The organism is Roseateles sp. FW305-36 (assembly GCF_058787015.1).
The window spans coordinates 116,773-142,591 of sequence record NZ_JBYSZK010000018.1 but is presented as its reverse complement, the minus strand read 5'-3'; the positions used below and the strand labels follow the sequence as shown (position 1 = coordinate 142,591).

Below are 25,819 nucleotides of genomic sequence, written 5' to 3'. Positions count from 1 at the left end.
CGGGCCGCCCGGCTGACTCAGTCGGAAGGGGCGTCGTGGCAGGCGACGCAGAGCTTGTTGCCGTCCGGGTCGCGGAAATAGGCGCCGTAGTAGTTCGGGTGGTAGTGCGGGCGCGGCCCGGGCGGGCCTTCGCAGCGTCCGCCATGGGCCAGGGCGGTGGCGTGGGCGGCGTCCACCTGGGCGCGGCTCGAGGCCAGCAGCGCCACCATCTGGCCGTTGCCCGGCTCGTGCTCGCCCTCGAAAGGCCTGCCGATGACGAGCAGGGGGCGCGGCCCCGGCGTGCTCTGCCAGCCGGCCCAGCCGTCGGGGTCGCAGAAGCGCTCGGCGATGCCGAGGCCCGCCAGCAGCGGCCGATAGAAGGCCAGGGCGCGCTCAAAGTCGCGAATGCCGAGAAATACGTGGGAGAACAAGGGGGCTCACCTCCGAAACCGGCCCGTATCATGCCCCGCGATGAGCGCCCTCGCTGAAGACCTGCCTCCGCATATCGGCCGCTACCAGGTGCTGAAGCGCCTGGGCGAAGGCGCGACCAGCGACGTCTTCCTGGCCCGCGACCCCTTCCAGGACAAGGAAGTGGCCATCAAGCGCATGCGCTCCTGGGCCGCGCCGGCCGATGCGCCGGGCAGCGACTTCAGCAACCGCTTCTTCAGTGCCGAGGCGGCCCTGGCCGGGCGGCTGCACCACCCGAACGTGGTCGCCATCCTGGACGCCGTGTCCGAGGAGGCCTCGCCCTATCTGGTCATGGAGTACGTGCCCGGCGTCACGCTGAAGCACTTCTGCCGCACCGACCGCCTGCTGCCTCTGGACCAGATCGTCGAACTGGGCTTCAAGTGCGCGATGGCCCTGAGCTATGTCTACCGCCAGGGCGTCATCCACCGCGACGTGAAGCCGGCCAATCTGCTGGCCGTGCTGGACCCCGGCGGCCAGGTCGTCGACGTCAAGGTCAGCGACTTCGGCTCGGCCCTGAACCTGCTGGCCGATTCGACCCAGATCCACCGCGTCGGCTCGCTGGCCTATATGCCGCCCGAGCAGATCGAGGGCGGCGACGTGGATTGCCGCGCCGACATCTACGCCCTGGGCGCCGTGATCTACCACCTCATCAGCGGCCGGCCGCCCTTCGATGCGCCGCACCAGATGGCGCTGATGCACCAGATCTACCACCAGCCGCCGCTGCCGCTGATGGGCCAGCGCGCCGGTGTCACCGACGGCCTGGATGCCGTCGTGATGCGCGCCCTGTCCAAGGACCCGCACGCGCGCTTTGCGGATTGGGAGAGTTTTGCCCAGGCCCTGTCGGCCCTGGTGGCCAGCCAGCAGGTGCCGCTGAACCGCCTCGGCGAGGTGCGCGACTCCGAGCGTTTCAATCTGTTGCGTTCGCTGGAGTTCTTTGCCGACTTCGGCGACGTGCAGCTGTGGGAGGTGGTGAGGCGAGCGCGCTGGAAGCGCTACCCGCAAGGCCATGCCCTGTTCAGGCGCGGCCAGGAGGGCAACAGCTTCCACATCATTGCCCAGGGCGAGGTGCAGGTCTTCCGCGAGGGCCGGCTGGTGGCCTCGCTGGGCCAGGGCACCTCGGTGGGCGAGATGGCCTATCTGGCGCCCAACCCCGACCTGCGCCGCCACAGCGCCGAGATCCGCGTCAGCCAGGAGTGCACGACGATCTGCTTCACGCCGGAGTCCGTGGGTCAATTGAGCCCCGAGTGCCAGCACCGTTTCGACCGCGGCTTCATCCGCGTGCTGGTGCGCCGCCTGCACGCCGCCCACGAGGCCCTGCACCATCCGCGGCGAATTTTGTGACGCCGATGAAACACGGCTTGGCAGCGTCATGGGCGCATGCTTGAATTGACTCGCCACCCCCACTCTTGAGGAAGGAGTTCCCCATGAAACGAATCGCCATCCTGCTCGCCTGTACCGCCATCGCCTTCGGGGCGCAGGCCACGCCGCAGCAGGACAAGATGAAGTCCTGCAATGCCGAAGCCAAGACCAACGGCAAGACGGGCGACGATCGCAAGGCCTTCATGAAGGAGTGCCTGTCCGGCGGTGCTGCCGCTGCGCCGGCCGCCGCAGCGCCTTCCACGGCTGCCTGCGACAAGTCCGCCGCCGACAAGAAGCTGCACGGTGCAGCCGCCAAGAGCCATATCAAGAAGTGCATGGCCGACGCGGCCGCCTCGGCACCCAAGTGATGGGCTGATGGGCCCTGTAGGACGAAAGCCACCTCCGGGTGGCTTTTTTCTTGGCTCGGTAGGCCAGGTCCGACGTCCAGTCGGCGGGGTTTCCGGTTCCGCCCGGGGCTCGCAGCGCCGAAAGTTGGCTCACGTGATTGCCACCCCAAAGGAGCAAACCATGAGCAACACTGATCTGACCACCGCCCCCATGACCGCCTACTGGCGCGTCAGCGTGATCTCCGTCGCCGCCGCTGCGACCCTGGCCCTGACGGCCTGTGCCGGGATGTCCCACCGCGAGACCAGCACCATCGTCGGCGCGACGGCAGGTGCCGTTGTCGGCGGCGTGGTGACCGGCACGACCACCGGTGCTGCCCTCGGTGCCGCCGCCGGTGGCGTCGTGGGCAACGAAGTCGCCAAGAAGCGCGACCGCTGAGTGCGGCGACGCGAAGCAAGAGGCCGGCTGACGCCGGCCTCTCGACTTAGAACTTGTACCGTGCCTCCAGGTAGTACTGGCGGCCGCTGACGTCCACCTTCTGCGGCTCCATCTCGCTGTAGCGGTATTGCGCGCGGGCCGGGTTGGTCAGATTGGTCGCGTTGAAGGACAGCTGCAGCTCCGGCGTGAAGTCGTAGCTGGCCGAGAAGGCCACGTTGCTGACCGGGGCGGCGATGGTGGGGGCCGAAGGCATGGTCACGCCGCCGATCACCGACAGGCCCTGGCTGTTGGCCGTGGGCGACGGCGCCGTCGTGCTCGACACGTAGGCGCCGCGGTAGTTGTAGACCAGGCGGGCATTGAACACGTCGTTTTCCCAGTACACGCCCAGATTGCCGGCCTTCCTGGAGGCGCCCGTCATCGGGCGGCCGTCCGCCACGCGGGTCTCGGTGTAGCTGGCGTTGGACTGGAAGCCGAAGCCCCAGGCGATGGGCTGCTCCCACGACAGCTCGAGGCCACGGATGCGCGCCTTCTGCTGGGTGGAGGTGCTGATCAGATAGGTCTTGACCGTGTTGGTGTTCGGATCCAGCAGGTCCACGGTGGCACCCGCCTGCACCGAGCCCGTCTTGGCATAGCCGTCGATCAGGGAATCGAAGGCGCTCAACGACAGCAGGGCGCGCTTGGCATAGAACCAGGCCACCGACAGGTCGAGGTTGCGCGCGGTCAGCGGCACCAGGTTGGGGTTGGGGCCCGTGACCGTGCAGCCGCTCGAGGTGCAGGTGGGCGTGCCGTAGGTGGCGCCGTAGAGGTTGTAGTTCTGGCGACCGATGGTCTTGGACAGGCCCAGGCGGCCGATCAAGTCGGGCGCCAGTTCCACGCGCAGGTTCATGCTTGGCAGGATGTCGTCAAAGGTGCGGACGACCGCTTCCTTGCGGTAGATCGTGCCGGCGGCGGCATTCCAGACGGCGCCGTCGTAGTAGGTCGTGCCTTCACCGGCGTCGACGATGGCGTCCGGGAACCTGGCGCAGGGCACATAGGGCTTGCCGGGCTCGATGCGCAGGCAGCTGCCGGCCGGCAGCGGCACCGGGTTTCTCGACGTCACGCGGGTGCGCGTGTAGCGCAGGCCGACATTGCCCGACCACTTGTTGCCCTCCAGGTTCTGCATCAGGTAGACGGCGCTCTGCACTTCACGCAGGTCGATCTCGTTGGCGACGCGGCGTTCGAAGGCGGGCGTGGTGTCCTTGGTCAGACCGCTGAAATAGCTGGTCAGCACATCGCGGGGGAAGTAGAAGCCGCTGTTGTCGAAGTTGCCGCCCAGGTCCTGGCCGAAGTCGGCCGGGTAGCCCACGGCCAGGGCCGGGTCGGGCGTGCCGGTGGCGGGGGTGAACGCCGCCTTCAGGGCCACGGTGGCCAGGCCGTAGCGGCGGCGGTGGTCGGCATTGCGCAAGCCGAAGTTCATCGATTCGAAGATGCCGCCGTCCTGCTTGTATTCGCCGTCGATGGCGATGCTCTTCTCGCTGTCCACCGTGTTGTAGCGGTTCACGCCGCTGCGCGAGGTCAGCTTGTAGCCGGCCCCGTTGGCGTCCACCGTCGGCGAGGCGCCGTTGCCGGCATTGATCCAGTGGAAGCTCGGCGCCTCGTCCACCGCGTTGAAGGCATACGAGACGCCCTGGCCATAGCGGGTGTAGGTCAGGCCGCGGTCGTTCTCGGTGTGGCCCACGCCCTTGGTGGTGCTCAGCAGGCCCTTGAGCGTCAGGCGGTCGTTGACGACCCACTTGCCGTCCAGGTCCAGGAAGCCGCTGCTGGCGTAGGCGCCGCTGCGGTAGAAGCCCTCGGATTCACCGACGTACTGGGGCGGCGTGCCATTGGCGTAGACGATGTCGGCGGAGCGCAGCACGCGCAGCTTGTCGCCGTAGATGGTCGTCTCCTCGGCGACCACCGGATTCTTGAGCTGCGCATAGACGCGCTGGCCGTTGACGCTGGTGGCGGTGGTGGCGCCCAGCGGGCCGGTCTGGCCCGACAGCATCTGGTAGATCGCGCCCATGGTGGCGCGGCCGAAGTTGGCGGCGCGCATCTTGGAGTAGAAGCCGGTCAGGCCGACATCGGTGTTGCTGGTCGGGCGCAGCTCGGCGGAGAACATGCCACCCTTGCGGTCGCGCACGCCTTCCACGAACTCGGTGGCCATCGAGCCCGGCAGGCGCACGCCGTTCAGCGAGGGGTCGGTGACGCCCAGCATGGTGCTGGTGTTGATCTGGTCCCAGCCCGAGTTGGCGCCATAGGCCAGGCGCGACGCCGAGTCGCGGCGCACATAGCGCTTCTCGGAGAAGAGCTGGCCGATGAGTCCGAAGGTGTTGGCCTCGTTCTTCCAGTTCATGCTGGCATTGAGCTGCGGGCTGGTCTTGTCGGGCAGGTCGGCATAGACGCCGCCGATGCTGATGAGGCCGCCCAGGCGCGCCGGCTCGTCCAGCGGCCTGCGCGTGGTCACGTTGATGGTGCCCGCCAGGCCGCCGTCGGCGATATTGGCCTGCGAGGTCTTGTAGACCGTGGCGGCGTTCAGCACCGACGAGGGCATCAGGCTCAGCGACGTGCTGCGGCTGCTGCTGCTCTGGTCGGCCAGATACCAGTCGCCGCCGCTGACCGTGTGGCCGTTGAACAGGATCAGGCTCATGTCCGGGTTGGTGCCGCGCATGGACACCTTCTCGGCCTCGTCGTAGTCGGTGCGCACCGCCACGCCGACGATGCGCTGCAGCGAGTCGGCCAGGTTCTTGTCGGGCATCTTGCCCACGTCCACCGCGGTGATGACGTCGACGTTGGCCGACGCGTCGCGCTTGATCAGCAGCGAGCGCTCGTTGGAGGCCCGGATGCCGGTGACGACGACCTTTTCCAGCGCCTGCGCATCGGCCTTGGGCTTGGCAGCCTCGGGGGCGGCTTCCTGGCCCAGGGCCGCACCCTGCAGGCTCAGCAACAGGACGGCCAGGCCGCAGGCGACGGGGGTGGGCTGGAATCTCATGGTCTTTTTCCTTGCGTTGCTGAACGCAAAGATTCTTGGCGCCCCGTTCACGCCGCATGAGGGGCCAAGCCCGCGGAATCGGCACCGCAGCAACACTCCGCGCATCACGGAATGAGCGCGGGGCATGTACGGCGGTTATGCCCCGCGCGTCATCTCATCCGACGACGTGGCAGGCCACGCGGCGGCCATCGACCTCGCGCAGCAGCGGCACCTCTTCCGCGCAGCGCGCCACGGCCAGCGGGCAGCGCTTGTGGAAGGCGCAGCCCGTGGGCGGGTTCAGCGGGCTGGGCAGCTCGCCGCGGATGACGATGCGCTCGCGCCGGTCGGCCTTGCGCAGGGCCGGTGTCGCGCTCATCAGCGCCCGGGTGTAGGGATGCAGCGGGCGGGCGAACAGCGTCGCCTTCGGTCCGACCTCGACAGCCGCGCCGAGGTACATCACCATGACCTCGTCGGCCACATGCTCGACCACCGACAGGTTGTGCGAGATGAACACATAGCCCGTGCCGAACTCGTCCTGCAGGTCCATGAAGAGGTTCAGGATCTGGGCCTGGATGGACACGTCCAGCGCGCTGACCGGTTCATCGGCGACGACGATGCCGGGATTCAGGATCATGGCCCGCGCGATGGCGATGCGCTGGCGCTGGCCGCCCGAGAACATGTGCGGATAGCGGCGCAGATGCTCGGGCCGCAGGCCCACCTTGGCGGCGAGAGCGGCGACGCGCTCCTTGCGCTCGGTCGCAGTCATGGGCGTGTTGATCAGCAGCGGCTCGGCCAGCGTCGTCTCGACGGTCTTGCGCGGGTTCAGCGAGGCAAACGGGTTCTGGAACACCATCTGCACGTCGCGGCGCAGGGCCTTCAGCGTCGCGGCATCCGCAATCGCGGCGTCCGTGCCGCGGATCTTCAGCGAGCCGCGCGTCGGCGGCTCGATCAGCGTCAGCTGCCGCGCCAGCGTGCTCTTGCCGCAACCGGACTCGCCGACGACGGCCAGGGTCTTCTTGGGCGCCAGCGAGAAGCTGACCCCGTTGAGCGCCTTCACCGTCGCCTTGGGTCTGAACAGGCCGCGACTGACGTTGTAGTGCTTTGCCAGGTCATGGGCTTCGAGGAGGAGTTCAGACATGGGCTGCCTCCTCGACCGGGAAGAAGCAGCGCACGCCATCCGCCAGCGCCGGTCGTTCGGCACGACAGCGTTCCTGCACGCGCGGGCAGCGCGGCGACAGCAGGCAGCCCACGGGGCGGTCCAGCGCGCCGGGCACGATGCCGGGCAGAGCCGACAGGCGCGTGGCGCCCTTGTTGTGCTCGGGAATGGCCGCCAGAAGCGCATTCGTGTACGGATGGCGCGGCGCGTCGAACAGCTCGGGCACGGGGCCGGTCTCCACGATCTGGCCGGCGTACATGACGGCCACGCGCTGGGCCATCTCGGCGACGACGGCGAGGTCGTGGGTGATCATGATCAGCCCCATGCCCTGTTCGCGCTGCAGCTTCAGCAGCAGGGCCATGATCTGGGCCTGGATGGTCACGTCCAGGGCGGTGGTCGGCTCGTCGGCGATCAGGAGCTTGGGGCCGCAGGCAATCGCCATCGCGATCATCACGCGCTGGTTCATGCCGCCCGACAGCTGGTGCGGATAGGCATTGGCGCGGTTGGCCGCGTCGGGGATCTCGACCTGTTCCAGCAGCTCGACGACGCGCTGCCTCAAAGCCGAGCCGCGCAGGCCGAGATGGGCCTTCAGCACCTCGGCGATCTGCGCGCCGACGGTGTAGCTGGGGTTGAGGCTGGTCAGCGCGTCCTGGAACACCATGGCCACGTCGCGGCCGATCAGCGCGCGGCGCTCGCGCGGCGACAGCTTCAGCAGGTCGCGGCCCTGGAACTCGATGGCGTCGGCCGTCACCCTGCCGGGCGCGTCGATGAGGCCCATCAGCGCCAGCATGGTGACCGACTTGCCCGAGCCGGATTCGCCGACGATGCCCAGCAGCTCGCCGGCCTCCAGCGTCAGGTCCACGCCATCGACGGCGGGGAAGTTGCCGAATTGGACCTTGAGGTTCTTGATGTTCAACAAAGGCATCAAGACACTTTCTTCAGCTTGGGATCCAGCGCATCGCGCAGCCCGTCGCCCATCAGGTTGATGGCGAGCACCGACACGAGGATGGTCAGGCCCGGCAGCGTGACGACCCAGGGCGCCCGCGTGATGTAGTCGCGGGCGGACGACAACATGGTGCCCCACTCGGGCGTGGGTGCCTGCACGCCCAGGCCCAGGAAGCCCAGGCCCGCCGTCTCGAGGATGGCCGAGGAGAAGCTCAGCGTCGCGTTGACGATCAGCGGCGCCATGCAGTTGGGCAGCACGGTGATGAACATCAGCCTGGCTGCGCCGGCGCCTGCAACCCTGCTGGCCGTCACATAGTCGCGGCCAATCTCTCCAAGTGCCGCGGCACGCGTCAGCCGCACATAGCCCGGCAACGCGCCGATGGCGATGGCGATGACGGTGTTGACGAGGCCCGGACCGAGGATGGTGATGACGCAGATGGCCAGCAGCAGGGCGGGCAGGGCCAGCACGATGTCCATCACGCGCATGATGGCCGGCGACAGCCAGCGCTGGAAGAAGGCCGCCAGCAGGCCCAGCAGCACGCCCGGCAGCAGTGACATCAGCACGGCCGCCAGGCCTATGCCCAGCGACACGCGGCCGCCATGCAGCAGCCGGCTCAGCATGTCGCGGCCCAGTTCGTCGGTACCCAGCAGGAAGCGCGTGCTGCCGCCCTCGGCCCACACCGGCGGCGTCAGCATGAAGTCGCGGTATTGCTCGATGGGATCGTGGGGTGCGATCAGCGGAGCGAAGAGGGACGCCAGCGCGATCAGCGCGAAGACGACGAGGGCGGCCAGCGCGCCGCGGTTGGCGGCAAAGCCCAGCCAGAACTCGCGCAGCGGGCCGGGGGGCTCGATGGCGCGCTCCTGTGCTGTGATGGGCGTGACGGGATTCATGTTGTGGATCTACTCGTAGAACTTGCCTGCGAGCAGGATGTGCGCCGCGCGACTCCAGGGATTCGAAGGCGGCTGATAGAGCGGAAGTCCGCCCTTCGATGCGTCACCCCAGTCAGCGCCGGCTTCCAAAAACGTCCCTACGGTCACGTTCTCCCAGCCAAGCGCGTTTGGGCCGTACGGCGATGAGGGGTTTGTGGCTTCAAGGTCTTGCGATGCCTTCCAGTCGTTGGCGAGTGCCGTAACGAAGGACAGGAATGAAGATTCATCGACGACCGCATCGGCAAGCTCGTGCAGATCGATTGCCATCAGTGCCCCCCGCCCCGAATCCGCGGATTCACCACGCCGTACAGCACATCCACGATCAGGTTCACGCCGATGAAGGTCAGCGCCGAGATCAGGATGCCGGCCTGCACGACCGGGTAGTCGCGCCGGGCAATCGAGTCGATCAGCCATTTGCCGATGCCGGGCCAGGAGAAGATGGTTTCGGTCAGCACCGCGCCCGCCAGCAGGCTGCCGGTCTGCAGGCCCACCACCGTCAGCACCGGGATCAGCGCATTGCGCAGCGCATGCACGACAACTACGCGCGTCGGCGACAGGCCCTTGGCGCGGGCGGTGCGCACATAGTCCTCGCGCAGCACCTCCAGCATGGACGAGCGCGTCATGCGGGCCACCACGGCCAGCGTGCTGGTGCCCAGCACCAGGGCCGGCAGGATGAGGTGCATCAGGGCCGACTTGAAGGCGCCTTCCTCGGTCGACAGCCAGGCGTCGATCAGCATGAAGCCGGTCACGCGCTCGGGGTCGAACTCGATGCCGATGCGGCCGCTCACCGGCGTCCAGCCCAGCTGCACCGAGAAGAACATGATGAGGATCAGCCCCCACCAGAACACCGGCATGGAATAGCCCACCGTGGCCAGACCCATCACGCCCTGGTCCAGCAGCGAGCCTCGCTTGAGGCCGGCGCTGACGCCCAGCAGCAGGCCCAAGCCGACCGCGAAGATCAGCGCCGCCGTGGCCAGTTCCACCGTGGCCGGGAACAGGGCCGCGAACTCCTTGCTGACCGGCTCACGGCTGACCAGGCTCTGGCCCAGGTCGCCGTGCAGCAGCTTGCCGACGTAATCGGCGTACTGCACCGGCAGAGGCTGGTCCAGTCCCATGCGCTTGACCAGGGCCGCGTGGGCCTCGGGGTCGAGGCGGCGCTCGCCCATCATGACCTCGATGGGGTCGCCGGGCACGAGGCGGATCAGGCCGAAAGCGACCAGGGTGATGCCGATCAGCGTCGGCACCAGGGTCGCCAGGCGTTTGAGCAGGAAGCCCAGCATCACCAGCGCGAGGTGTAGGGACGGGTTTCGGTCTCGGAGGCGCCGGCCACACGCATGATGCCGGGCGTGGAGGCCACCTCGATCAGGGCCGCCGTCTCGGCATCCGGCGTGCCCGAGATGTCGCGCGGCCGGTACTTCATCTGGAAGGTGGTGATGACCTCCTTGGTCATCGCGTCCAGCTGGCCCGAGCGCGACACGTTGTAGCCGATGCGCGCCAGGCGTTCCTGCAGCCAGGCCACGTCGCGCGGCGCCACTTCATGCTCCAGCGTCTTCAAGATGACCGAGGGGCCGTCGGGCCAGGGGATCAGCCCGGCGTCGGCCAGCTGCTTCCAGGGGAACTGCGGGCCGGGGTCCTGCTTGCGGCCGGGGGCGATGTCGGCGTGGCCGATGATGCGCTCGGGCCGCACGTTATGGCGCTTCTGGATGTCGCGCACCAGGGCGATGACCTCGTCCACCTGGGCCTGGGGGAAGGGCGCATAGACGCGGCCGGTGGGGCCGTCCACATAGCCGGCGTTGACGATCTCGATGCCGATGGAGGCTGAGTTCAGGTTGGTATTGCCGGCCCAGAAGCTGGCGCCGGCATGCCAGGAGCGGCGGTTCTCGTCGACCAGGGCATAGCTGGCCACGGGGTTGTCGCGCACCAGGTAGTGGGCCGACACCTGGCCGCCGGTCGTCAGCACCTTGAGCGACTTCTCCCAGTCCAGCACGGTGTAGTGCAGCACGATGTAGAGGGCGCGGCTGTCCTGGTTCTGCGAGGTGTAGCTGCGGTCGATGTTGGGCGCGCGCACGGCGATGGCCGGTGCGGGGGCCGCCGCGGCCGGGGCGGCCTGCTGGGCGGGTGCGGAGGGCGCGGTGGGGGGCTTCACGCTGGCGCAGGCGCTGAGCAGCAGGGCCAGGGCGGTGGCGGCGAGGGAGAACGTGAACTTCATGCGTGGGGAGGCTTGGCCAAGCCTGGATTGTTGCAGCGCGCTCGAACTGGTGACCCCGGGCCTGCCCGCAGGGGTCATGCTGGACGGCCATGCGGGTATGCCTGCAGGTGATGGTTGAATGGATGCCATGAGCTACACGACGTTGCACGCCACGCCCTCGGCCGAGACCTACCGCCATCTGCGCGTGGCTTCGGGGCTCAGCCCCAAGACCGCCGAGGCCGCCGCGCGCGGGCTGCCGAACACGCTGTACGGCGTGCAGGTCCTGCTGAACAGAGAGCCGGTCGGCATGGGCCGCGTTGTCGGCGACGGCGGCACGGCCTTCCAGGTCGTCGACATCGCCGTGCTGCCCGCTCACCAGGGCAAGGGCCTGGGCAAGCTCATCATGGGCGAGATCGCCGCCTGGCTGCGCGACAACGTGCCCGAGAGCGGCTATGTCAGCCTCTTGGCCGATGTGCCGGCTGATGCTCTCTATGCCCAGTTCGGCTTCGTCCACACGGCGCCGCGCACCGTGGGCATGGCCTGGAAGCGCCCGGCATGAAGCCCTGGCTCGCCGTCCTCGCTCTCGTCGCCGCATCGGCCTCGGCCAAGACCCTGACCGTCTGCACCGAAGCCAGCCCCGACGGCTTCGACTACTCCCTCTTCCACGCCAACTCCACGGCCGATGCCTCGTCCGAGGCCCTCTACAACCGCCTCGTCGAATTCGAACCCGGCACCACCAAGCTGGTGCCGGCCCTGGCCGAGCGTTGGGAGCTGAGTGCCGACGGCAAGACCTACACCTTCCATCTGCGTTCCGGCGTGGCCTTCCACACCACACCCTGGTTCAGGCCGACGCGGCCGCTGACGGCCGACGACATCGTCTACAGCTTCAACCGCCAGATCGACGCCAAACACCCCTGGTACGGCCAGCCGCGCCAGGGCTGGTATTACGCGACGGCCATGCAGTTCGGCCAGCTGGTCAAGAGCGTCACCGCCGTGGATGCACGCACCGTTCGCATCGAGCTGACCCGCCCCGAGGCGCCCTTCCTGGCCGACCTGGCCATGGGATTCCTGAGCGTGCTGTCGGCCGAGTACGCTGAAGCGCTGCAGGCCGCGGGACGCATGGAGGACATGAACCTCAAGCCCGTCGGCACCGGGCCCTTCGTCTTCCGCAGCCATGTGAAGGACGCCGTCGTCCGCTACGACGCCCACCCGGCCTACTTCCGCGGCAAGGTGGCGCTCGACAAGCTGATCTTCTCCATCTCGCCCGACCCGGCCACGCGGCTGCAGCGCCTGAAGGCCGGCGAGTGCGACATCGGCCTCTATCCCATGCCGCAGACCTGGGACGAGATCCGCCGCGACCCCAAGCTTCAGCTGCTCACCGGCCCAGGCCTGGTGACAACCTTTGTCGGCCTGAATGTCGAGCACAAGCCGCTGGACGACCGCCGCGTGCGCCAGGCCCTGGGGCTGGCGACCGACCGCGCCGCCATCGCCAAGGCCGTCTACGGCGGCGCGGCCAGCCCGGCCGGCAACCCCTATCCGCCCTCGCAATGGAGCTATGACGACAAGGCCGGCCCGGCGCCCCAGGATCTCGCCAAGGCGCGTGAGCTGCTGAAGGCCGCGGGTCTGCCGAACGGCTTCGCCCTCAAGCTGTGGATTCGCGCCGGCGCCGGCGCCACCAACCCCAATCCCAAGGCGACGGCCGAGTTGCTGCAGGCCGACTGGGCCCGCATCGGCGTCAAGGTCGAGGTCGTCACGCTGGAGTTCGGCGAGCTGCTCAAGCGCACCCGCGCCGGCGAGCACGACGCGACGCTGCTGGCCTGGGCGTCCGACAACGGCGACCCCGACAACTTTTTGACGCCCAACTTCGCCTGCGCGGCCGTGGCTGGCGGCAGCAATGTGGCGCGCTGGTGCCGCAAGGATTTCGACGCGTTGCTGGCCGAGGCGCGCGCGGTGGCCGACCAGGGCAAGCGCGACCTCCTCTACCGGCGCGCTCAGGCCGTCTATCGTGAGGATGCGCCCTGGGTGCCGCTGACCTACCCGACGACAGCCATTGCGACGGCGAAGCGCGTCGTCGGCATGAAGGTCAGTCCCTTCGGACTCAACAACTATTCACAGGTCGACCTGAAATGAAGATCGCCGACATGAACTGGATGCAGGTCGAGGCCTGGCTGAAAGCCGACGACCGCTGCCTGCTGCCCATCGGCTGCACCGAGCAGCACGCCTATCTCAGCCTGGCCGTCGACGCCATCCTGGCCGAGCGCGTGGCCGTCGAAGCCGCCGAGCCGCTGGGCGTGCCGGTCTTTCCGGTCCTGCCCTTCGGCATCACGCCCAGCTTCATGAGCTATCCGGGCACCGTCACGCTGAAGGTGGAGACCATGGTGCGCGTCGTGCAGGACCTGCTCGACAGCCTGGATCACCAGGGCTTTCGGCGCATCCTCATCGTCAACGGCCATGGCGGCAACCAGCCCGTGGCGGCCGTCATCGGCGAATGGATGGCGGCTCATCCGCGCACGCGGGTGCGCATGCACAACTGGTGGAGCGCGCCCAGAACCATGGGCTATGTAAAGAGCAAGGATCCCCAGTCCTCCCACGCCTCGTGGATGGAAAACCTGCCGTGGACACGCCTGGCTGGCGTCACCCAGCCCGAGGGCCGCAAAGCGCCGGTGGACTACCAGCGCTATGCCGTGTTGCCGCCCGACGCGGCGCGCGAGCTGGCCGGCGACGGCAACTTCGGCGGCGCCTACAAGAGGCCCGACGAAGAGGTGCTGGAGATGTGGCGCATCGCCGTCGAGGAGACGCGAGCGCTGATCGAGGGGCCGTGGGCTTAGATCCTCGCGGTTCAGCCTGGGCGGCTCCGGCGGCTGTCAAGAGCGCGCTGACCGGTGCCGCAGTGCGTTCAGCACTTCGATGGCGGCGCGCACACGTGAAGGCACCAGGCGCCCGGATGGGTAGACGATCGAGATGGGCATGGCCTCGGGACGGCACGACGGCAGCAGCTCCACCAACTCGCCGCGCGCCAGTTCCTCCTCGACCAGCAGATCCGGAAGCTGGCAGATCCCCAACCCCAGCTTGACCGCCGCCAGCAGCCCCTCGGTCTCGTTGACGCGAACGTGGGGAGCCGGCGACAACTCGACCTCGGTCCCGCGTTGGCGGAATTGCCACGGTCGATCACGCCCGCTGGTGGGGAGCCGGAACACCACCGCTGCGTGATTCACCAGCTCCTCGAGACGACGCGGCGTGCCGCGCGCTTTCAGGTATTCCGGGCTGGCGCACAAGACAAGACCCTGCTGATCGACACGTCGCGCGACCAGCGTCGAGTCCTGCATCCGCCCGATGCGCACTGCAAGGTCGGTGCCGTCGCGGATCAGGTCGACCTTGGTATCGGTCAGCCGGACATCCAGCCTCAACGCGGGGTGCCGGTGGACGAGTTGAGCCAGCAGCGGCATCACGAATTTCTTGCCGTAGAACACCGGCAGGTCGATGCGCAAGCTGCCCATGGGCTCGGCACGAGTGCCTGAAGCCTCCGCCTGCAAGTCCTCGATCTCGGCCAGCACGCGCTGGCAGCGGTGGAACAGCCTCTCGCCATCGGGCGTCAACGTCACTTGCCGGGTGGTGCGGTGAAACAGCTTCACGCCCAGCGTCGCCTCCAGTCGCGCGACGGCCTTGGCCAGCGTCGAAGGCGCCACGCCCTGTTCGCGCGCCGCTGCGGCAAAGCCGCCGTGCTTGGCGGTCTCGGCAAAGGCGATGAACTGTTGAAGGCCTTGCATGGTGCTTTTCAATTGAGGAACGGATGTCGTCAATGTTATGGCGAAGCGCTGTCTTCTCGAATCAATCGGGCGTGCCCACACTGCGAGCACCGCAGCGCGTCCGGCCGCGGCAACCGATTCAAACCTGGAGCTTCACCATGCCTGTCATCGATCAACGTCCACCCGAACCCAGCGAACTGCCGGGTGTCGCGCACAGCACCTGGGCCAGCGAGGCCGACGGGCTGCAGCAGCTGTCCGTCTGGCGCCAGACCATGGCGCCGGGGGGCGCCACGCCGCCCCATTGCCACGACTGCGACGAGGTCGTGCTGTGCCTGGCTGGCTGGGGCGAGCTTCACAGCGATGGCCAGGCACAACGCTTCGGCGCCGACTCGACGCTCGTGCTGCGGCGCGGACAGGTGCACCAGATCTTCAACATCGGACCGATGCCGCTGGAGACCATCGGAATCCTCGCTGCCACGCCGGTGATGACCCGGAAACCCGGCGGCGAACCCATCGACCTGCCCTGGCGTACGTGAAGCTTCTTCGACCGAGGAGATGACCATGACGACACACCGATCGCCGTCTCGCGTCGCGCTGGCCCTGTTGTGCATCGCGTCCGCCTGCGCCGCTGCCCGCAGCGTGCGCGCCGACGAGCGCCCCCGCGATGACGTGGCGCTGGGCCGCTACCTGGTGCGGACCAGCGGCTGCAACGACTGCCACTCGCCCGGCTACACGCAGCGCGGCGGCCAGACCGCCGAGCAAACCTGGCTCACGGGCGACACGCTGGGCTGGCGTGGCCCCTGGGGCACGACCTACCCCACCAATCTGCGCTTGTTCATGGCCACGATGAGCGAATCGCAGTGGCTGCGCCACGCTCGCACGATGGAGCCGCGTCCGCCGATGCCATGGTTCAACGTGCGCGCCATGTCCGATACCGACCTGCGCGCCATCTACCGCTATATCCGGACCGCCGGTCCCGCGGGACAACCAGCGCCCGCCTATGTGCCGCCCGGTCAGCGGGCGCCCGGGCCGGTGATCCAGATTCCCTGACGGACTTGTTCCGTTCAAACCTCGTCGCCCATCCACGGGAGCAACCCATGAATTTCATCCAACGCCTTCACGTCGGCGCCACGCTCGGCAGCGCCTTGTTGGCTGTGCCGCTGGCCGCAAACGCCTACACGCCACCGAACAGCGGCTACGGCACCTATGTCAGGGCCGACGCCCACTTCAACGGCGGCGATGCACAGACGTCAGCGAGTGTGCAGAACACGACGCTCAACGACGTGAGCCACGCCAGCGCCAGCCTGGACGACGGCAAGCTGCACGCCGCCGCATGGACCACGGAAGACCCCACGCTGCCAAGCTACTGCACCGTCGTGACCTGCAGCTGGAGCGGCTTCGCGGAGGCCGAGGTCTGGGAAACGGTCACGTTGAGCTCCAAGACCCACCAGGCCGGCGACGTGGTGAACTGGGCGTTTGCCATCGATGGCACCAAGCAGCGCGGCAAGTGGGCCTGGGGCGATGGCGCCTATGCCACGGCCTCCTACTACTTCGGCACCAACCTGGGCGGCATGTACGCGCCGCACCAGGTGGCGCTGGGCGCCAGCAACGGCGTCAAGGGCAGCTTCACCGTGCCGGCCGAAGGCAGCATCACCCTCTACTACCTCGCCGACCTGATGGTTTCGGCCGAAAGCGGCTCGGTGGCCGACTACTCCAACACCATGGCCTTCAGCTGGGATGTGCCTCCCGACGTCCTGTACACGTCGGCCTCGGGCCATTTCATGGCCGCAACCGCGTCGGTGCCTGAACCGTCGAGCGCTGCGATGCTGCTGACCGGCATTGGCCTGATGGGCTGGGTGATGCGTCGATTCCGGCGCTAGTCGTCGTCCGCCGGCGTTCGCCCTGGCCATGGTGTTGCGTCCCGGCGCCAACGGCTGCACGCGGCCAAGGTGCGGAACTTGCCCCTCGGCTTCGCGCCGACGACTGCCCCGGCTGAACCGCATCGCGCTCAGGGCAGCGGCGGCAGCTCCGGCGCGCTCAGCCCCGCGAAAGGATCGGCCCAGGCCGGCAGCGCCATCAACCGCGCATGCCAGGCCGCCAGGGCCGGATAGTCGGCCAGCGGCAGCCTGGCTACGTCGTTGTAGGGCAGGAAGACGCCCATGCGGAAGTCGGCGTACGACAGACCGCTGGCCAGCAGCCAGTCCTGCTGGCTGAGGTGGGCGTCGAGGATGGCCGCGGTCTGGCGGAAGCGCTCCATGCCTTGAGCCACCAAGCCTTCGTCCAGCGCGCCCAGCTTGTAGCGCTGCTTGGTGCCACGCTCGAAGTGCACCATGTCGCAGGCCTGCATGAAGTTGTCGCGGCTCCAGCTGATCCAGCGAATCATGTCGGGCAGCTCCGCCCCCGTGCGCCAGAACTCCGAGCCCACCAGCTGCGACAGCCGGCAGGCGATGGCGTCGGCCTCCCACAGCGGGCGGCCGTCCTCCACCAGGATGGGCACGCGCAAGGACGGATTCAGCGGCCGGAACTTCTCCGCCTGTCCTGGCGCCAGTGGCGCGGCGAACTCGTAGACGACCGGCGCCGCCAGGTGCTTGGCCGCGGCGACGGCGAGGCGCGGGTTGGGGTTGCGCGAGAAGTAGAGGATGGGCTTCATGGTTGGCAGCGTTGTCGTCGGGCGCTGCGCAGTGTCTTCAAACGCGTCCCGCGATTCAACCGGGGCGTTGGTGTCTGTTCGGCGTGAATCCGGGGCCGTTGCGGCCGGACATTGCGCATGACTTTGGAATGGTCGCGTTGGCCTGCGTAGCATCGTTGTGGCGGTACGGACGCAGAGGACACATGATTTCTGGAATCGCTCTGCGCTGCAGAAGCTGGATGGCGGGAGCCTTGCTCGTGGTCGCCGCCCATGGGGTTGGCGCCCAGCCGGCTGACGGCGGTGTGGCGCCCGTGGTGCCGCCTGTCGGCGACAGGGGCTTTTCAGGCGTGATCGGTCTGGCGGTCGATGCCACGGATCTGACCCACAAGGTCTTCCACGTCACGCAGCGCATTCCCTTGCAAGCCGCCGCGCCCCTTACCTTGCTGTACCCGCAATGGCAAGTCGCCAGCCATGCACCCACCGGACAGGTCGGGCGCCTGGCGGGTCTCGTGGTGCGGTGCGACGGACGGTCCATCGCGTGGACCCGTGACCCCTCGAATCCTTTCGCCTTTCACGTGCGCCCGCCCGCTGGCGCCCAGGTGCTGGAAGTCGCCTTCAGCTATCTGTCGCCACGGGCCGGCAATCTGGCCATGAGCCGCAACATCGTGAACGTCGGCTGGTCCAACCTGCTGGTCTATCCCGCCGGATTTGCGGCGCATCGGATCGCAGTCGCAGCCCAGGTCAAGTTGCCGGCCGGCATGCAGTTCGCGTCCAGCCTCGATGTGGCGGGCCGCGATGGCGATGTCGTGCGGTTCAAGGCCACGTCGCTGGAGGCGCTGGCCGATGCACCGCTGCTGGCGGGCCTTCATATGCGCGCCCTGTCGCTGTCGGACCGTCCCGGGGCGTCGGTCATGCTGAACATCTTCGCGAACCAGCCCGAAGACCTGGCGCTTGCCGAGACCGCCATCGCGCCCTTTCGCGCTGCGGTCGCCGAGGTGCAGAAGATGTTCGGTGCCACCCGACGCGACCCCTATCGATTTCTGATGGTGCTCGATGAGCGGATGGGCGGCCCGGGGGGCGTCGAGCACCGGCATTCCACCGAAGCCTTCATGCCGGCCAGCTATTTCACGCGGCCTCAGGACAATCTGCGCAACCTGGACCTGGCGGTGCACGAGTACATCCATTCGTGGAACGGCACCCAGTTCCTGCCCGTCGGCATGCGCAAGCGCAACTTCAACGAGCCGCTGCAGAACTCGCTGCTCTGGGTGGATGAGGGGCTGACCCAGTACCTGGGCAAGGTCGCTGCCGCGCGGGGTGGCATGCGCACGCTGGAACAGGCTCTCGATGATCTCGCCATCGATGCAGCGCGAACGCAGGTCCAGCCTTCCCGTGCCTGGAAACCCCTGCGCGACAGCGTCTACGACCCCATCACCATTTCCGGGCGCGGCATCGAGTGGCCGGACTTCACCGGCAAGAAGGACTACTACGTCGACGGCGTCCTGCTCTGGCTCGCCGTCGACGTCGAGATCCGTGCCAAGACTGCAGGCCGGAAAAGCATCGACGATTTCGTGCAACTGTTCTTCGCGCCGCGCAAGGACGCTGCTGACGTGGTGCACACCTACACCGAGGCAGACCTTTATGCCGCGCTCAACCGGGTGTCGCCCGGCGACTGGAAGCGCTTCTTCGATGCGCGCCTGGACGCACGGGACGGTGCCGCCCTGCTGAGTGCCCTGGAGCGCGGCGGCCACCGCCTGGTCTACACCGACGAGCCCACCGAAACCTATCGCCAGGATGCGCTGGACCGGGGCGTGGACGACTACGTGTTCTCGCTCGGGATCTCCGTGGGCAAGGCGGGCCTGCTGCGTGCCGTGCGCTGGGATGGCCCGGCCTTTCGCGCCGGGCTGACGACGGGCGCGAGGCTGAGGCGTGTGAATGGCCAGCCCTACGACGCCACGGGCTTGAAGGCCGCAGTCGCGTCCGGCAAGCCCGTGGAGCTCGAAGCGGAGCTCGAGGGAGAAGGCATCCAGGTCCGCATCGAAGCCGATACAGGCCTCCGCTACCCGAGGCTGGAGCGCGTGCTGCCTGGGCCTTCGGCCATCGAAGCGATCTTCACCGGACAGCCGGCATCGCGTCAGGCGGCGGTTGGCGAGGGCCTAGCGCCTGCGGCCGGCGGGCTTCTTCGCCGCTGACCGTGACGTGCCTCGCGCCGGCTTCTCGGCCTCGGCGGCCACCTGCAGCGGCGCCAGCGCGGCCAGTGCATCGAGCTGGGTCAGCAGGCGCTGCAGATAGCCGGGCGCGAGGGTCTGCAGTTGCTGCAGGGCGCGGGCCACCAGCACCTGGCTGTTCAGCGGACCCAGGTGTTCGGGCACCGGCGCGCTGACCTCGGCCATGCGGCGCGTCAGGCGCAGCGCGCTCCAGGTGCGGCGGTGGACCTGCACATTGCGCAGCTCGGGGCCGGCATCGGTCCGCATCTCGGCGAGCAGTTCGGTCAGTGGACTGGATGTGTTCGCGATCCGGCGCACCGGCAGGGCGACGGGCGCCGCTTCGGCGCGCTGCACCAGCTTGGCCACCAGCCGCTCGCGCAGCGCACCATCGGGCTGGGCAGCCGCGCGACGAGCCAGGGCCTCCAGCACGCGTCGGCGCACCGGATCTGCTTCGTCGCGGGTCTGCACCCAGGCGATGGGATCGTCAATCACGGTGCGGACGCGGCAGCCCGCTTGGGCCGCGGTGTGGGCGCGATCTCGACGCGTCGGTTCAGCGCGCGGCCCGAGGCGTCTTCGTTGGATGCCACCGGCTGTTGCGGCCCGAAGGCGGCGGCGAACACGGCGTCGGGCGGCAGGCCCTCGGCCATCAGCGTGCGCGTGACCGTCAGCGCGCGCTGGGCCGACAGCTCCCAGTTGTCGGCGAACCTGGCCCCGCCCTTGCCGCTCAGCATGCCGCGGTCGTCGGTGAAGCCGCTGACCATCAGGATCTCGTCGCGCTGGCTCAGATAGGTGCGCAGCGGCAGGGCCAGGCTCTTGATCAGGGCGCGGCCGTCGGCGTGCAACTGGTCGGAGCCGATGGCGAACAGCACCGCGCCGCTGATGCCGATGCGACCGTCCGACAGCGTGATGCGGCCATCCGCCAGCGGGCCGGCCAGGGCGCGCTCCAGCGCCTCGCGGCGGGCCTGCTCGGCCTGGCGCTGCTGCATCTCGGCTTCCAGCTTGTTGGCCAGGTCCAGCTGGCCCACCAGGGCCGCGGCCAGCACCAGCACGAAGGCGCCCAGCACGCCGGCCATCAGGTCACCGAAGGCGGCCCAGGCGGGCGTGCTGAGATCGTCAGTTTGGCCTTCCTGTTCCATCTCCAGCGGCTCATCCATGGACGGTGGCTCCCTGCAGCGCGTCCAGCACCTGCTTCTGCGAACCCAGGCAGAGGTCGATGACCTCCCGGGCCTGGGCCACGTAGTAACCCAGCTGCTCGTCGCTGCGCGTCATGGCGGCGCCCAGGCGCTCCTCCAGCGCGGCCAGGTGCTGCACCAGCTGCGCATTGGCACCCTGGAACTGCTCGACGGCAGCGCCGAAGCCTTCGCCCAGGCTGCCCATCTCGGCGGCGCTGGCGGCGATGGTGGTGGCGGCTTCCGACAGCGCCTGACCGGTGGCGTCGGCCTGGGCCGTGAAGCGCTGGCCCAGGGCTTCGAGCTGGGTGGCGGAGTTGCCGACCAGGGCTTCGACTTGCGATGCAGCGCTGGTGGTCAAGGCATTCACGTGAGACGCCGTGCCGTCGAGCAGCGTGTCCAACGCGGCACGCTGTTCGCCGGCGGCCTGCTGCAGCGAGGCCAGCAGGGTCGACACGGTCTGCATCAGCTCGGCGCGCTCGGCCAGGGCGGCGCGGTCCTGGGCCTGGCTCTGGGCCAGTTGCTCGCGCAGCGCGGCAACGACTTCGACGGCGGCGCGCGGGGCTTCGCCGGCGGCCTTCAGCAGCGCGCCGGCTTCGGTCAGCGTGGTCTTGGCTTGCGCCTCGTTCTGGGCGACGAGATCGCGAGTGTGTTGCAGCAGGCCGTCGGCCAGTTGCTGCTGCTGGGCCAGCTGGGTGGCGCCCGCGGTCTGCAGCTCGCTGCGCCAGGCGGCCAGGCGCTCGGCATCATGGCTGGCGTGGGCGGTTTGCAGCTGGCTGTGGGCCGCGGCGATGGCGGCGATGGCTTCCCGAGTCTGGGCCGTGAAACCTGCGGTCAGCTCGGTCAACGCGTCCTGGGCGCGCTGGCCGCTGGCGGCGAGCAGTTGCTGGGCGGCTTCGCGCTGGGCGGTCAGCAGCTTCTCGTTGGCCTCGCGCTGCTGGGCCAGGGCCTCGGCCTCGGCACGGGCTTGCGCGCGGGCCTGGGCGTCCTGCTCGGCCAGCTGGGCGGCATGGCGCGTCTGGGCCTCGGCGATGCGGTCCAGCAGGTCCTGGGTCCGGGCCGTGAAGCCGGTGGTCAGCTCGGTCAGCGCGCTCTGGGCTCGGGCGCCGCTGTCGGCCAGCAGTTGCTGGGCGGCTTCGCGCTGGCCGGCGAGCAGCTGTTCGTTGGCGCTGCGCTGCTGGGCCAGGGCTTGGGCCTCGGCACGGGCTTCGCCGCGCCGCTCGGCTTCGGCTTCGTTCATCGCCGCCAGCAAGGCTTGAGCCTCGGTGGCCCAGCGGCTGCTCAGCTGGTCGATGGCCTGTTGCGTCGTGGCGCTGCTGTCGGCCAGCAGCTTCATCGCGGCCTCGCGCTGCTGGGCCAAGCCGTCGGATTGCGACTTGGCGGCGGCTTCGGCCTGCTGGCCGATCCTGGCGGCACCGGCCTCGAACTTCGCGCTCAAGGCGCCGAGCTGGTCGACCACCTGCGCACCCACGCGCTCGTGCAGGGCCGCGGCCTCGCGGGCGATGCCGGCCATGGCGGCTTCCGCGGCAGGCTGGATGGCGGCGCCGGCCAGGCGGGCGCTTTCGGCCAGGCTGTTGCGCAGCGTGCTGTCGACGCTGGCAGCCAGGGACGTATAGGCCTTGCTGGTCTCGCCGTGGAATTTGTCGTTCTGCGCGGCCAGCTGGTCGGCCATCTGCCTGGCGAACTGCTGCAGCTGGGCGACGAGATCGAGCTGGTTCTGGCGTGCGGTCGCGGCGGCGGCGGCTTCGGCGGCCTGCTGCTCGACGGCACGGCGATGCGCGGCCGTCAGCGGGCGCAGCCTGCCCAGCAGGGCGGTGTCGAGATGGGCCACCACGGCGGCGCGCTCGCGGCGGGCCAGGGCCACCATCAGGCCCAGCATCGCCGAGCCGGTCACGCCGGCCACGCTGGCGCTGAAGGCCAGGCCCAGGCCTTGCACCGGCGCACCCAGCGCATTGCGCAGGGCGGCGAGGTCGGCCGTCTGGCCGAGTGCCGAGGCCGTGCTGCTCAGCGTGATGACCAGGCCGATGAAGGTACCCAGCATGCCCAGCAGCACCAGCAGGCCGGCCAGGGCCGGGGCCAGCGCCAGGCCCGGCAGGGCCGTGCGCAGGCCTTCGAGGCGCTGCTGCACGCCGGCGCGCAGGGCGGCGGGCAGCTTGGCCACGAAGTCATCGCCGTCCAAGGCAGCGTCCAGCTCGCGGCTGGCGCGGCGGAAGGCCGTCAGCTCCCACACGCCGACGACGAAGAAGGCCGCGATCAGCAGCGTCATCGCCAGGGCCACGGGGTGGTGGCGCGAGGCGGCGACGGCCGCACCGGCAATGCCCGCGAGGCCGGCGGCCAGGGCGAGGGGGTAGAGGGCGTTCAGGAAGCGGTTCATCGGGCAGCGTCGTCGTGCAGGGCTTCGATCAGGCCCTGCACCGGTTGAAGTCGGAGGTCGAGCTCGGCCCGCAGCAGGCGCTGCAGGTCGGCCCAGAAGCGCTGGCGCCAGCGGCGCGGGTCGGCAGCGTGGTGGCTCTCGGCGCGTTTCGTCAGCAGGGCCGGCAGGCCGGCCAGGGCCTGGCGCTCCTGGGCGCCGGCGGCGCGTTCCAGCAGGGCGTCCAGCTGGGCCAGGCGGGCCAGGGCGCCCGAGGCCTCGGCCAGGCGGGGGCGCAGGCGTTCGCGCAGTGTGGCGACGCGGGCGACCATGCTGCGCTGCTGCTGGGCGTGATGCAGGCGAAAGGGCGCCAGCAGGTCGGAAAGCGGCACGCCCTCGGGCGCGGTCTCGGCGGCATCCAGGGCCAGCAGGGCGTCGTCGAAGCTGGCGGTCAGCTCGGACTGCAGCCGCTCCAGCGCGGCGTCGGCCCAGTCGCGAGCCTCGCGGCGCGCGGCCTCGTTGCTGCCGGTGGCCGGGTTCACGGCCAGCACCTGGGACAGGGCGATGGCGTCCGCCCAGCCCAGCCAGCCGCCCAGGCGCTCGGCCACGGGTGCGGTGGGCACCGGTGCGATGCCCCATTGCAGCAGCAGCCGGGCCAGGGGCTCGGCTGCGGGGGACTGCGGTTGGGCGGCTTGCATGGAAGGCGGCGGCTCGCGCCTGTACGGGCGCGCGAGGAAAAAGGGCGGGATTTTAGTGAGGGCCATGAAATCGGCTCCGCCGGGGAGGTGCCTTGCTGTAACAAGGCCGGGCGCAGAATGCCCCGCATGCATTCCCACGACCTTTCCGAATGGCGGCACGAGCACGTCTTCGACACCGGCAACGCCGCCGGTGAACGCGGTGCGCGGGTGGTGATGTGGATCACCGCCGCCACCATGCTCGTCGAGATCGCGGCCGGCTGGTTCTTCAACTCCATGGCCCTGCTGGCCGACGGCTTCCACATGAGCAGCCATGCGGTCGCCATCGGCCTGAGCGCCTATGCCTACGCCACCGCGCGCCGCCACGCCCAGGACCCGCGCTACGCCTTCGGCACCTGGAAGATCGAGATCCTGGGCGGCTTTGCCAGCGCCATCTTCCTGCTCGTCGTCGTCGCGCTGATGGCCTACGGCTCCATCGAGCGCTTGTTCAAGCCCGAGCCCATCCACTACCCCGAGGCCATGACCATCGCGGTGCTGGGCCTGCTGGTGAACCTGGTCTGCGCCCTGATCCTCGGCAAGGCCCATGACCACGGGCACCACCACCACGGCCACGATCACGACCATCACGCGCATGGGCATGACCATCACGAGCACCACCACGACCTCAACCTGAAGTCGGCCTATCTGCACGTGATGGCCGACGCCGCCACCTCCGTCGCCGCCATCGCGGCCCTGGCCGGCGGCTGGTGGATGGGCTGGGCCTGGCTGGACCCGGCCATGGGCCTGATCGGCGCCGTCATCGTCGCCGTCTGGGCCAAGGGCCTGATTGGCGAGACCAGCAAGGTGCTGCTGGACAAGGAGATGGACCATCCCGTCGTCGACGAGATCCGCGAGGTCATTGCCGAGCGCGGCGCGGCCGGCGAGACCGAGATCACCGACCTGCACGTCTGGCGCGTCGGCCGCGCCAGCTATTCCTGCGCCCTCAGCGTCGTCACCCACGATGCCCACCTGACGCCCGGCCAGGTGCGCGAATGGCTGGCGGTGCACGAAGAAATCGCGCACGCCACCATCGAAATCCACCGCTGCCCCCAAGCCCACTGATCCATGCCCGCTGCCACGTCTCCCAACGCCGACATCGAACTGCGCAATCGCTGCAGCCGCTGGCTCAACGGCCATCGCCCCATCACCTCCATGCGCGAGTCTCTGCTCGCGCTGGCCGATGCCCCAGAGGCCGCGCTGCCGCTGGATGTCTACGGCCAGGGCCAGGCCATCCAGGCGCTGGAGGCCGAGGTCGCGGCCCTGCTCGGCAAACCGGCCGCGCGCTTCATGCACAAGGGCGTGGCCGCCCAGCTCGCCGCGCTGCGTGTGCACTGTGGCGACGGTGACGGCCCGGTGGCCCTGCATCCGCAAAGCCATATCGCCATCGACGAGGCCGAGGCGTTTGAGAAGCTGATGGGTTTGCGCGGCCTGCGCATCGGCGCCACGGATGCACCGGTCAGCGTCGATGAACTGATCGCCCTGCCCGAGAGGCCTGCCGTCGTCACCATCGAGCTGCCGCTGCGCCGCGGTGGCTACCGGCTGCCCGAGTGGGATGAGCTCGTGGACATCGGCCTCTGGTGCCGCAACGCCGGCGTGCCTCTGCATTTCGACGGCGCCCGCCTTTGGGAAGCCTCGGCCCATTACGGCCGCCCGCTGGCCGACATCGCCGCGCTGGCCGATTCGGTCTATGTGTCCTTCTACAAGGGCCTGGGTGGCCTGGCCGGCTGCGTGCTGGTCGGCAGCGAGGACTTCATCCAGGCCACCGCGCCCTGGCAGACCCGCCTCGCCGGCAATCTCTTCACCGTCCACCCCTTTGTGCTGAGCGCCCTGCAGGGCCTGCGCACCCAACTGCAGCACATGCCCGCCTATCGCGAGCGTGCACTGGCGCTGGCGCCGCGGCTGGCGGCGCAAGCGGGTTGGCGCGTGTCGCCGCCGCGGCCGCACGTCAACGCCTTCCAGCTGCACCTGCCCGCCGACCCCGAGCGGCTGCGCGAGGCGCTGCTGGAAGTGGCCCGGCGCGACGGCTTCTGGCTGGGTGCGCGGGCGGTGGCCTCCCACCTCATCGCCGGCGGCGCGATGGTGGAAATCGTCATCGGCGACGCCGCCAAAACCTGGACGGATGAGGAAGCCGTCACGGCCTGGCGCACTGCGTTGGCGCTGGCGACGGGCTGAGCCTCTCCCAGGCTCAGAATG

26 protein-coding genes are annotated in these 25,819 nt (G+C 69.1%); 12 read left to right on the top strand and 14 right to left on the bottom strand.

Annotated elements, in window-relative coordinates; all coding sequences use genetic code 11:
• Nucleotides 1–17 precede the first annotated feature (17 nt).
• Complete coding sequence (locus AC3WOE_RS26390; protein ID WP_492694770.1) at nucleotides 18–410, bottom strand: VOC family protein; 393 nt, start codon at nucleotides 408–410, stop codon at nucleotides 18–20.
• 40 nt (nucleotides 411–450) lie between these two features.
• Here AC3WOE_RS26390 and AC3WOE_RS26385 point away from each other — a divergent pair, with 40 nt between their 5' ends.
• From AC3WOE_RS26385 to AC3WOE_RS26375, 3 genes are all read left to right on the top strand, one after another.
• The gene (locus AC3WOE_RS26385; RefSeq protein WP_492694768.1) at nucleotides 451–1,788 is read left to right on the top strand and encodes a serine/threonine-protein kinase; all 1,338 of its coding nucleotides are present in this window, start codon (nucleotides 451–453) and stop codon (nucleotides 1,786–1,788) included.
• 83 nt (nucleotides 1,789–1,871) lie between these two features.
• Nucleotides 1,872–2,174 carry a PsiF family protein gene (locus tag AC3WOE_RS26380; RefSeq protein ID WP_492694766.1) on the top strand — a complete coding sequence of 101 codons (303 nt, stop codon included), beginning with the start codon at nucleotides 1,872–1,874 and terminating at the stop codon, nucleotides 2,172–2,174.
• A gap of 160 nt (nucleotides 2,175–2,334) precedes the next feature.
• Nucleotides 2,335–2,589: a YMGG-like glycine zipper-containing protein gene (locus tag AC3WOE_RS26375; protein WP_492694764.1), complete on the top strand. Its 255-nt coding sequence runs from the start codon at nucleotides 2,335–2,337 to the stop codon at nucleotides 2,587–2,589.
• Between the two features lie 46 nt (nucleotides 2,590–2,635).
• Here the strand turns inward: AC3WOE_RS26375 and AC3WOE_RS26370 are convergent, their stop codons facing one another.
• The 7 genes from AC3WOE_RS26370 to AC3WOE_RS26340 all read right to left on the bottom strand — a co-directional run bounded on the left by AC3WOE_RS26370 (nucleotide 2,636) and on the right by AC3WOE_RS26340 (nucleotide 10,815).
• Nucleotides 2,636–5,596: a TonB-dependent receptor gene (locus AC3WOE_RS26370; RefSeq protein WP_492694762.1), complete on the bottom strand. Its 2,961-nt coding sequence runs from the start codon at nucleotides 5,594–5,596 to the stop codon at nucleotides 2,636–2,638.
• Between the two features lie 154 nt (nucleotides 5,597–5,750).
• Entirely contained in the window at nucleotides 5,751–6,713 is a 963-nt protein-coding gene (locus AC3WOE_RS26365; RefSeq protein WP_492694760.1) for a peptide ABC transporter ATP-binding protein, read from the bottom strand.
• Nucleotides 6,706–7,656 carry an ABC transporter ATP-binding protein gene (locus AC3WOE_RS26360; RefSeq protein WP_492694758.1) on the bottom strand — a complete coding sequence of 317 codons (951 nt, stop codon included), beginning with the start codon at nucleotides 7,654–7,656 and terminating at the stop codon, nucleotides 6,706–6,708. The genes AC3WOE_RS26365 and AC3WOE_RS26360 overlap by 8 nt, the downstream gene beginning before the upstream one ends.
• A complete protein-coding gene (locus AC3WOE_RS26355; protein ID WP_492694756.1) occupies nucleotides 7,656–8,567 on the bottom strand; it encodes an ABC transporter permease subunit in 912 nt (303 codons plus the stop codon). Before AC3WOE_RS26355 ends, AC3WOE_RS26360 begins: the two co-directional genes overlap by 1 nt.
• 9 nt (nucleotides 8,568–8,576) lie before the next feature.
• Nucleotides 8,577–8,873 (bottom strand): DUF7660 family protein, encoded by a 297-nt coding sequence (locus AC3WOE_RS26350; RefSeq protein ID WP_492694754.1) that lies wholly within the window; start codon nucleotides 8,871–8,873, stop codon nucleotides 8,577–8,579.
• A complete protein-coding gene (locus AC3WOE_RS26345) occupies nucleotides 8,873–9,886 on the bottom strand; it encodes an ABC transporter permease (RefSeq protein WP_492694752.1) in 1,014 nt (337 codons plus the stop codon). The genes AC3WOE_RS26350 and AC3WOE_RS26345 overlap by 1 nt, the downstream gene beginning before the upstream one ends.
• Nucleotides 9,886–10,815 (bottom strand): N-acetylmuramoyl-L-alanine amidase, encoded by a 930-nt coding sequence (locus AC3WOE_RS26340; protein ID WP_492694750.1) that lies wholly within the window; start codon nucleotides 10,813–10,815, stop codon nucleotides 9,886–9,888. The genes AC3WOE_RS26345 and AC3WOE_RS26340 overlap by 1 nt, the downstream gene beginning before the upstream one ends.
• A gap of 118 nt (nucleotides 10,816–10,933) precedes the next feature.
• Here AC3WOE_RS26340 and AC3WOE_RS26335 point away from each other — a divergent pair, with 118 nt between their 5' ends.
• The 3 genes from AC3WOE_RS26335 to AC3WOE_RS26325 are packed head-to-tail and all read left to right on the top strand — an operon-like array spanning nucleotide 10,934 to nucleotide 13,622.
• Entirely contained in the window at nucleotides 10,934–11,353 is a 420-nt protein-coding gene (locus tag AC3WOE_RS26335; RefSeq protein ID WP_492694748.1) for a GNAT family N-acetyltransferase, read from the top strand.
• Nucleotides 11,350–12,924, top strand: a complete 1,575-nt coding sequence (locus AC3WOE_RS26330) for an ABC transporter substrate-binding protein (protein WP_492694746.1) — start codon at nucleotides 11,350–11,352, stop codon at nucleotides 12,922–12,924. Before AC3WOE_RS26335 ends, AC3WOE_RS26330 begins: the two co-directional genes overlap by 4 nt.
• Nucleotides 12,921–13,622 carry a creatininase family protein gene (locus AC3WOE_RS26325; RefSeq protein ID WP_492694744.1) on the top strand — a complete coding sequence of 234 codons (702 nt, stop codon included), beginning with the start codon at nucleotides 12,921–12,923 and terminating at the stop codon, nucleotides 13,620–13,622. The genes AC3WOE_RS26330 and AC3WOE_RS26325 overlap by 4 nt, the downstream gene beginning before the upstream one ends.
• A gap of 36 nt (nucleotides 13,623–13,658) precedes the next feature.
• Here AC3WOE_RS26325 and AC3WOE_RS26320 read toward each other — a convergent pair whose 3' ends face one another.
• Nucleotides 13,659–14,561, bottom strand: coding sequence for a LysR family transcriptional regulator (locus AC3WOE_RS26320; protein WP_492694742.1), 903 nt, complete (start codon nucleotides 14,559–14,561; stop codon nucleotides 13,659–13,661).
• Nucleotides 14,562–14,698: 137 nt separating this feature from the next.
• Between AC3WOE_RS26320 and AC3WOE_RS26315 the strand changes: the two genes are divergently transcribed.
• The 3 genes from AC3WOE_RS26315 to AC3WOE_RS26305 are packed head-to-tail and all read left to right on the top strand — an operon-like array spanning nucleotide 14,699 to nucleotide 16,420.
• On the top strand, nucleotides 14,699–15,076 hold the full coding sequence (locus AC3WOE_RS26315) for a cupin domain-containing protein (RefSeq protein ID WP_492694740.1): 378 nt from the start codon (nucleotides 14,699–14,701) through the stop codon (nucleotides 15,074–15,076).
• A gap of 25 nt (nucleotides 15,077–15,101) precedes the next feature.
• Nucleotides 15,102–15,590, top strand: a complete 489-nt coding sequence (locus AC3WOE_RS26310) for a c-type cytochrome (RefSeq protein WP_492694738.1) — start codon at nucleotides 15,102–15,104, stop codon at nucleotides 15,588–15,590.
• 47 nt (nucleotides 15,591–15,637) lie between these two features.
• Nucleotides 15,638–16,420 carry a PEP-CTERM sorting domain-containing protein gene (locus AC3WOE_RS26305; protein ID WP_492694736.1) on the top strand — a complete coding sequence of 261 codons (783 nt, stop codon included), beginning with the start codon at nucleotides 15,638–15,640 and terminating at the stop codon, nucleotides 16,418–16,420.
• A 128-nt stretch (nucleotides 16,421–16,548) separates the two neighbouring features.
• On the opposite strand, the gene AC3WOE_RS26300 is transcribed toward AC3WOE_RS26305, so the two are convergent.
• On the bottom strand, nucleotides 16,549–17,190 hold the full coding sequence (locus AC3WOE_RS26300) for a glutathione S-transferase family protein (RefSeq protein ID WP_492694734.1): 642 nt from the start codon (nucleotides 17,188–17,190) through the stop codon (nucleotides 16,549–16,551).
• Nucleotides 17,191–17,426: 236 nt separating this feature from the next.
• On the opposite strand from AC3WOE_RS26300, the gene AC3WOE_RS26295 reads away from it, so the two are divergent.
• Nucleotides 17,427–19,358 (top strand): M61 family metallopeptidase, encoded by a 1,932-nt coding sequence (locus AC3WOE_RS26295; protein WP_492694800.1) that lies wholly within the window; start codon nucleotides 17,427–17,429, stop codon nucleotides 19,356–19,358.
• Here AC3WOE_RS26295 and AC3WOE_RS26290 read toward each other — a convergent pair.
• From AC3WOE_RS26290 to AC3WOE_RS26275, 4 genes are read right to left on the bottom strand one after another with little or no spacing between them, the layout of a single operon-like run.
• The gene (locus tag AC3WOE_RS26290; RefSeq protein WP_492694732.1) at nucleotides 19,323–19,865 is read right to left on the bottom strand and encodes a DUF2894 domain-containing protein; all 543 of its coding nucleotides are present in this window, start codon (nucleotides 19,863–19,865) and stop codon (nucleotides 19,323–19,325) included. The two genes, AC3WOE_RS26295 and AC3WOE_RS26290, sit on opposite strands and share 36 nt — an antisense overlap.
• Nucleotides 19,862–20,527 carry an OmpA family protein gene (locus AC3WOE_RS26285; RefSeq protein ID WP_492694730.1) on the bottom strand — a complete coding sequence of 222 codons (666 nt, stop codon included), beginning with the start codon at nucleotides 20,525–20,527 and terminating at the stop codon, nucleotides 19,862–19,864. Before AC3WOE_RS26285 ends, AC3WOE_RS26290 begins: the two co-directional genes overlap by 4 nt.
• The gene (locus AC3WOE_RS26280) at nucleotides 20,520–22,916 is read right to left on the bottom strand and encodes a coiled-coil domain-containing protein (protein WP_492694728.1); all 2,397 of its coding nucleotides are present in this window, start codon (nucleotides 22,914–22,916) and stop codon (nucleotides 20,520–20,522) included. The genes AC3WOE_RS26285 and AC3WOE_RS26280 overlap by 8 nt, the downstream gene beginning before the upstream one ends.
• Nucleotides 22,913–23,590, bottom strand: a complete 678-nt coding sequence (locus AC3WOE_RS26275) for a DUF3348 family protein (protein ID WP_492694726.1) — start codon at nucleotides 23,588–23,590, stop codon at nucleotides 22,913–22,915. The genes AC3WOE_RS26280 and AC3WOE_RS26275 overlap by 4 nt, the downstream gene beginning before the upstream one ends.
• Before the next feature lie 126 nt (nucleotides 23,591–23,716).
• Here AC3WOE_RS26275 and dmeF point away from each other — a divergent pair, with 126 nt between their 5' ends.
• Complete coding sequence (gene dmeF / locus AC3WOE_RS26270) at nucleotides 23,717–24,688, top strand: CDF family Co(II)/Ni(II) efflux transporter DmeF (protein ID WP_492694724.1); 972 nt, start codon at nucleotides 23,717–23,719, stop codon at nucleotides 24,686–24,688.
• Between the two features lie 3 nt (nucleotides 24,689–24,691).
• Entirely contained in the window at nucleotides 24,692–25,798 is a 1,107-nt protein-coding gene (locus AC3WOE_RS26265; protein ID WP_492694722.1) for a threonine aldolase family protein, read from the top strand.
• The last annotated feature ends 21 nt before the right edge of the window (nucleotides 25,799–25,819 follow it).

Excerpts from the sequence above, each read along its gene's own strand:
- AC3WOE_RS26385 (WP_492694768.1), top strand. The coding sequence starts at position 451 with ATGAGCGCCCTCGCTGAAGACCTGCCTCCGCATATCGGCCGCTACCAG.
- AC3WOE_RS26380 (WP_492694766.1), top strand. The coding sequence starts at position 1,872 with ATGAAACGAATCGCCATCCTGCTCGCCTGTACCGCCATCGCCTTCGGG.
- AC3WOE_RS26375 (WP_492694764.1), top strand. The coding sequence starts at position 2,335 with ATGAGCAACACTGATCTGACCACCGCCCCCATGACCGCCTACTGGCGC.
- AC3WOE_RS26370 (WP_492694762.1), bottom strand. The coding sequence starts at position 5,596 with ATGAGATTCCAGCCCACCCCCGTCGCCTGCGGCCTGGCCGTCCTGTTG.
- AC3WOE_RS26365 (WP_492694760.1), bottom strand. The coding sequence starts at position 6,713 with ATGTCTGAACTCCTCCTCGAAGCCCATGACCTGGCAAAGCACTACAAC.
- AC3WOE_RS26360 (WP_492694758.1), bottom strand. The coding sequence starts at position 7,656 with ATGCCTTTGTTGAACATCAAGAACCTCAAGGTCCAATTCGGCAACTTC.
- AC3WOE_RS26355 (WP_492694756.1), bottom strand. The coding sequence starts at position 8,567 with ATGAATCCCGTCACGCCCATCACAGCACAGGAGCGCGCCATCGAGCCC.
- AC3WOE_RS26350 (WP_492694754.1), bottom strand. The coding sequence starts at position 8,873 with ATGGCAATCGATCTGCACGAGCTTGCCGATGCGGTCGTCGATGAATCT.
- AC3WOE_RS26345 (WP_492694752.1), bottom strand. The coding sequence starts at position 9,886 with ATGCTGGGCTTCCTGCTCAAACGCCTGGCGACCCTGGTGCCGACGCTG.
- AC3WOE_RS26340 (WP_492694750.1), bottom strand. The coding sequence starts at position 10,815 with ATGAAGTTCACGTTCTCCCTCGCCGCCACCGCCCTGGCCCTGCTGCTC.
- AC3WOE_RS26335 (WP_492694748.1), top strand. The coding sequence starts at position 10,934 with ATGGATGCCATGAGCTACACGACGTTGCACGCCACGCCCTCGGCCGAG.
- AC3WOE_RS26330 (WP_492694746.1), top strand. The coding sequence starts at position 11,350 with ATGAAGCCCTGGCTCGCCGTCCTCGCTCTCGTCGCCGCATCGGCCTCG.
- AC3WOE_RS26325 (WP_492694744.1), top strand. The coding sequence starts at position 12,921 with ATGAAGATCGCCGACATGAACTGGATGCAGGTCGAGGCCTGGCTGAAA.
- AC3WOE_RS26320 (WP_492694742.1), bottom strand. The coding sequence starts at position 14,561 with ATGCAAGGCCTTCAACAGTTCATCGCCTTTGCCGAGACCGCCAAGCAC.
- AC3WOE_RS26315 (WP_492694740.1), top strand. The coding sequence starts at position 14,699 with ATGCCTGTCATCGATCAACGTCCACCCGAACCCAGCGAACTGCCGGGT.
- AC3WOE_RS26310 (WP_492694738.1), top strand. The coding sequence starts at position 15,102 with ATGACGACACACCGATCGCCGTCTCGCGTCGCGCTGGCCCTGTTGTGC.
- AC3WOE_RS26305 (WP_492694736.1), top strand. The coding sequence starts at position 15,638 with ATGAATTTCATCCAACGCCTTCACGTCGGCGCCACGCTCGGCAGCGCC.
- AC3WOE_RS26300 (WP_492694734.1), bottom strand. The coding sequence starts at position 17,190 with ATGAAGCCCATCCTCTACTTCTCGCGCAACCCCAACCCGCGCCTCGCC.
- AC3WOE_RS26285 (WP_492694730.1), bottom strand. The coding sequence starts at position 20,527 with ATGGATGAGCCGCTGGAGATGGAACAGGAAGGCCAAACTGACGATCTC.
- AC3WOE_RS26280 (WP_492694728.1), bottom strand. The coding sequence starts at position 22,916 with ATGAACCGCTTCCTGAACGCCCTCTACCCCCTCGCCCTGGCCGCCGGC.
- AC3WOE_RS26275 (WP_492694726.1), bottom strand. The coding sequence starts at position 23,590 with ATGCAAGCCGCCCAACCGCAGTCCCCCGCAGCCGAGCCCCTGGCCCGG.
- dmeF (WP_492694724.1), top strand. The coding sequence starts at position 23,717 with ATGCATTCCCACGACCTTTCCGAATGGCGGCACGAGCACGTCTTCGAC.
- AC3WOE_RS26265 (WP_492694722.1), top strand. The coding sequence starts at position 24,692 with ATGCCCGCTGCCACGTCTCCCAACGCCGACATCGAACTGCGCAATCGC.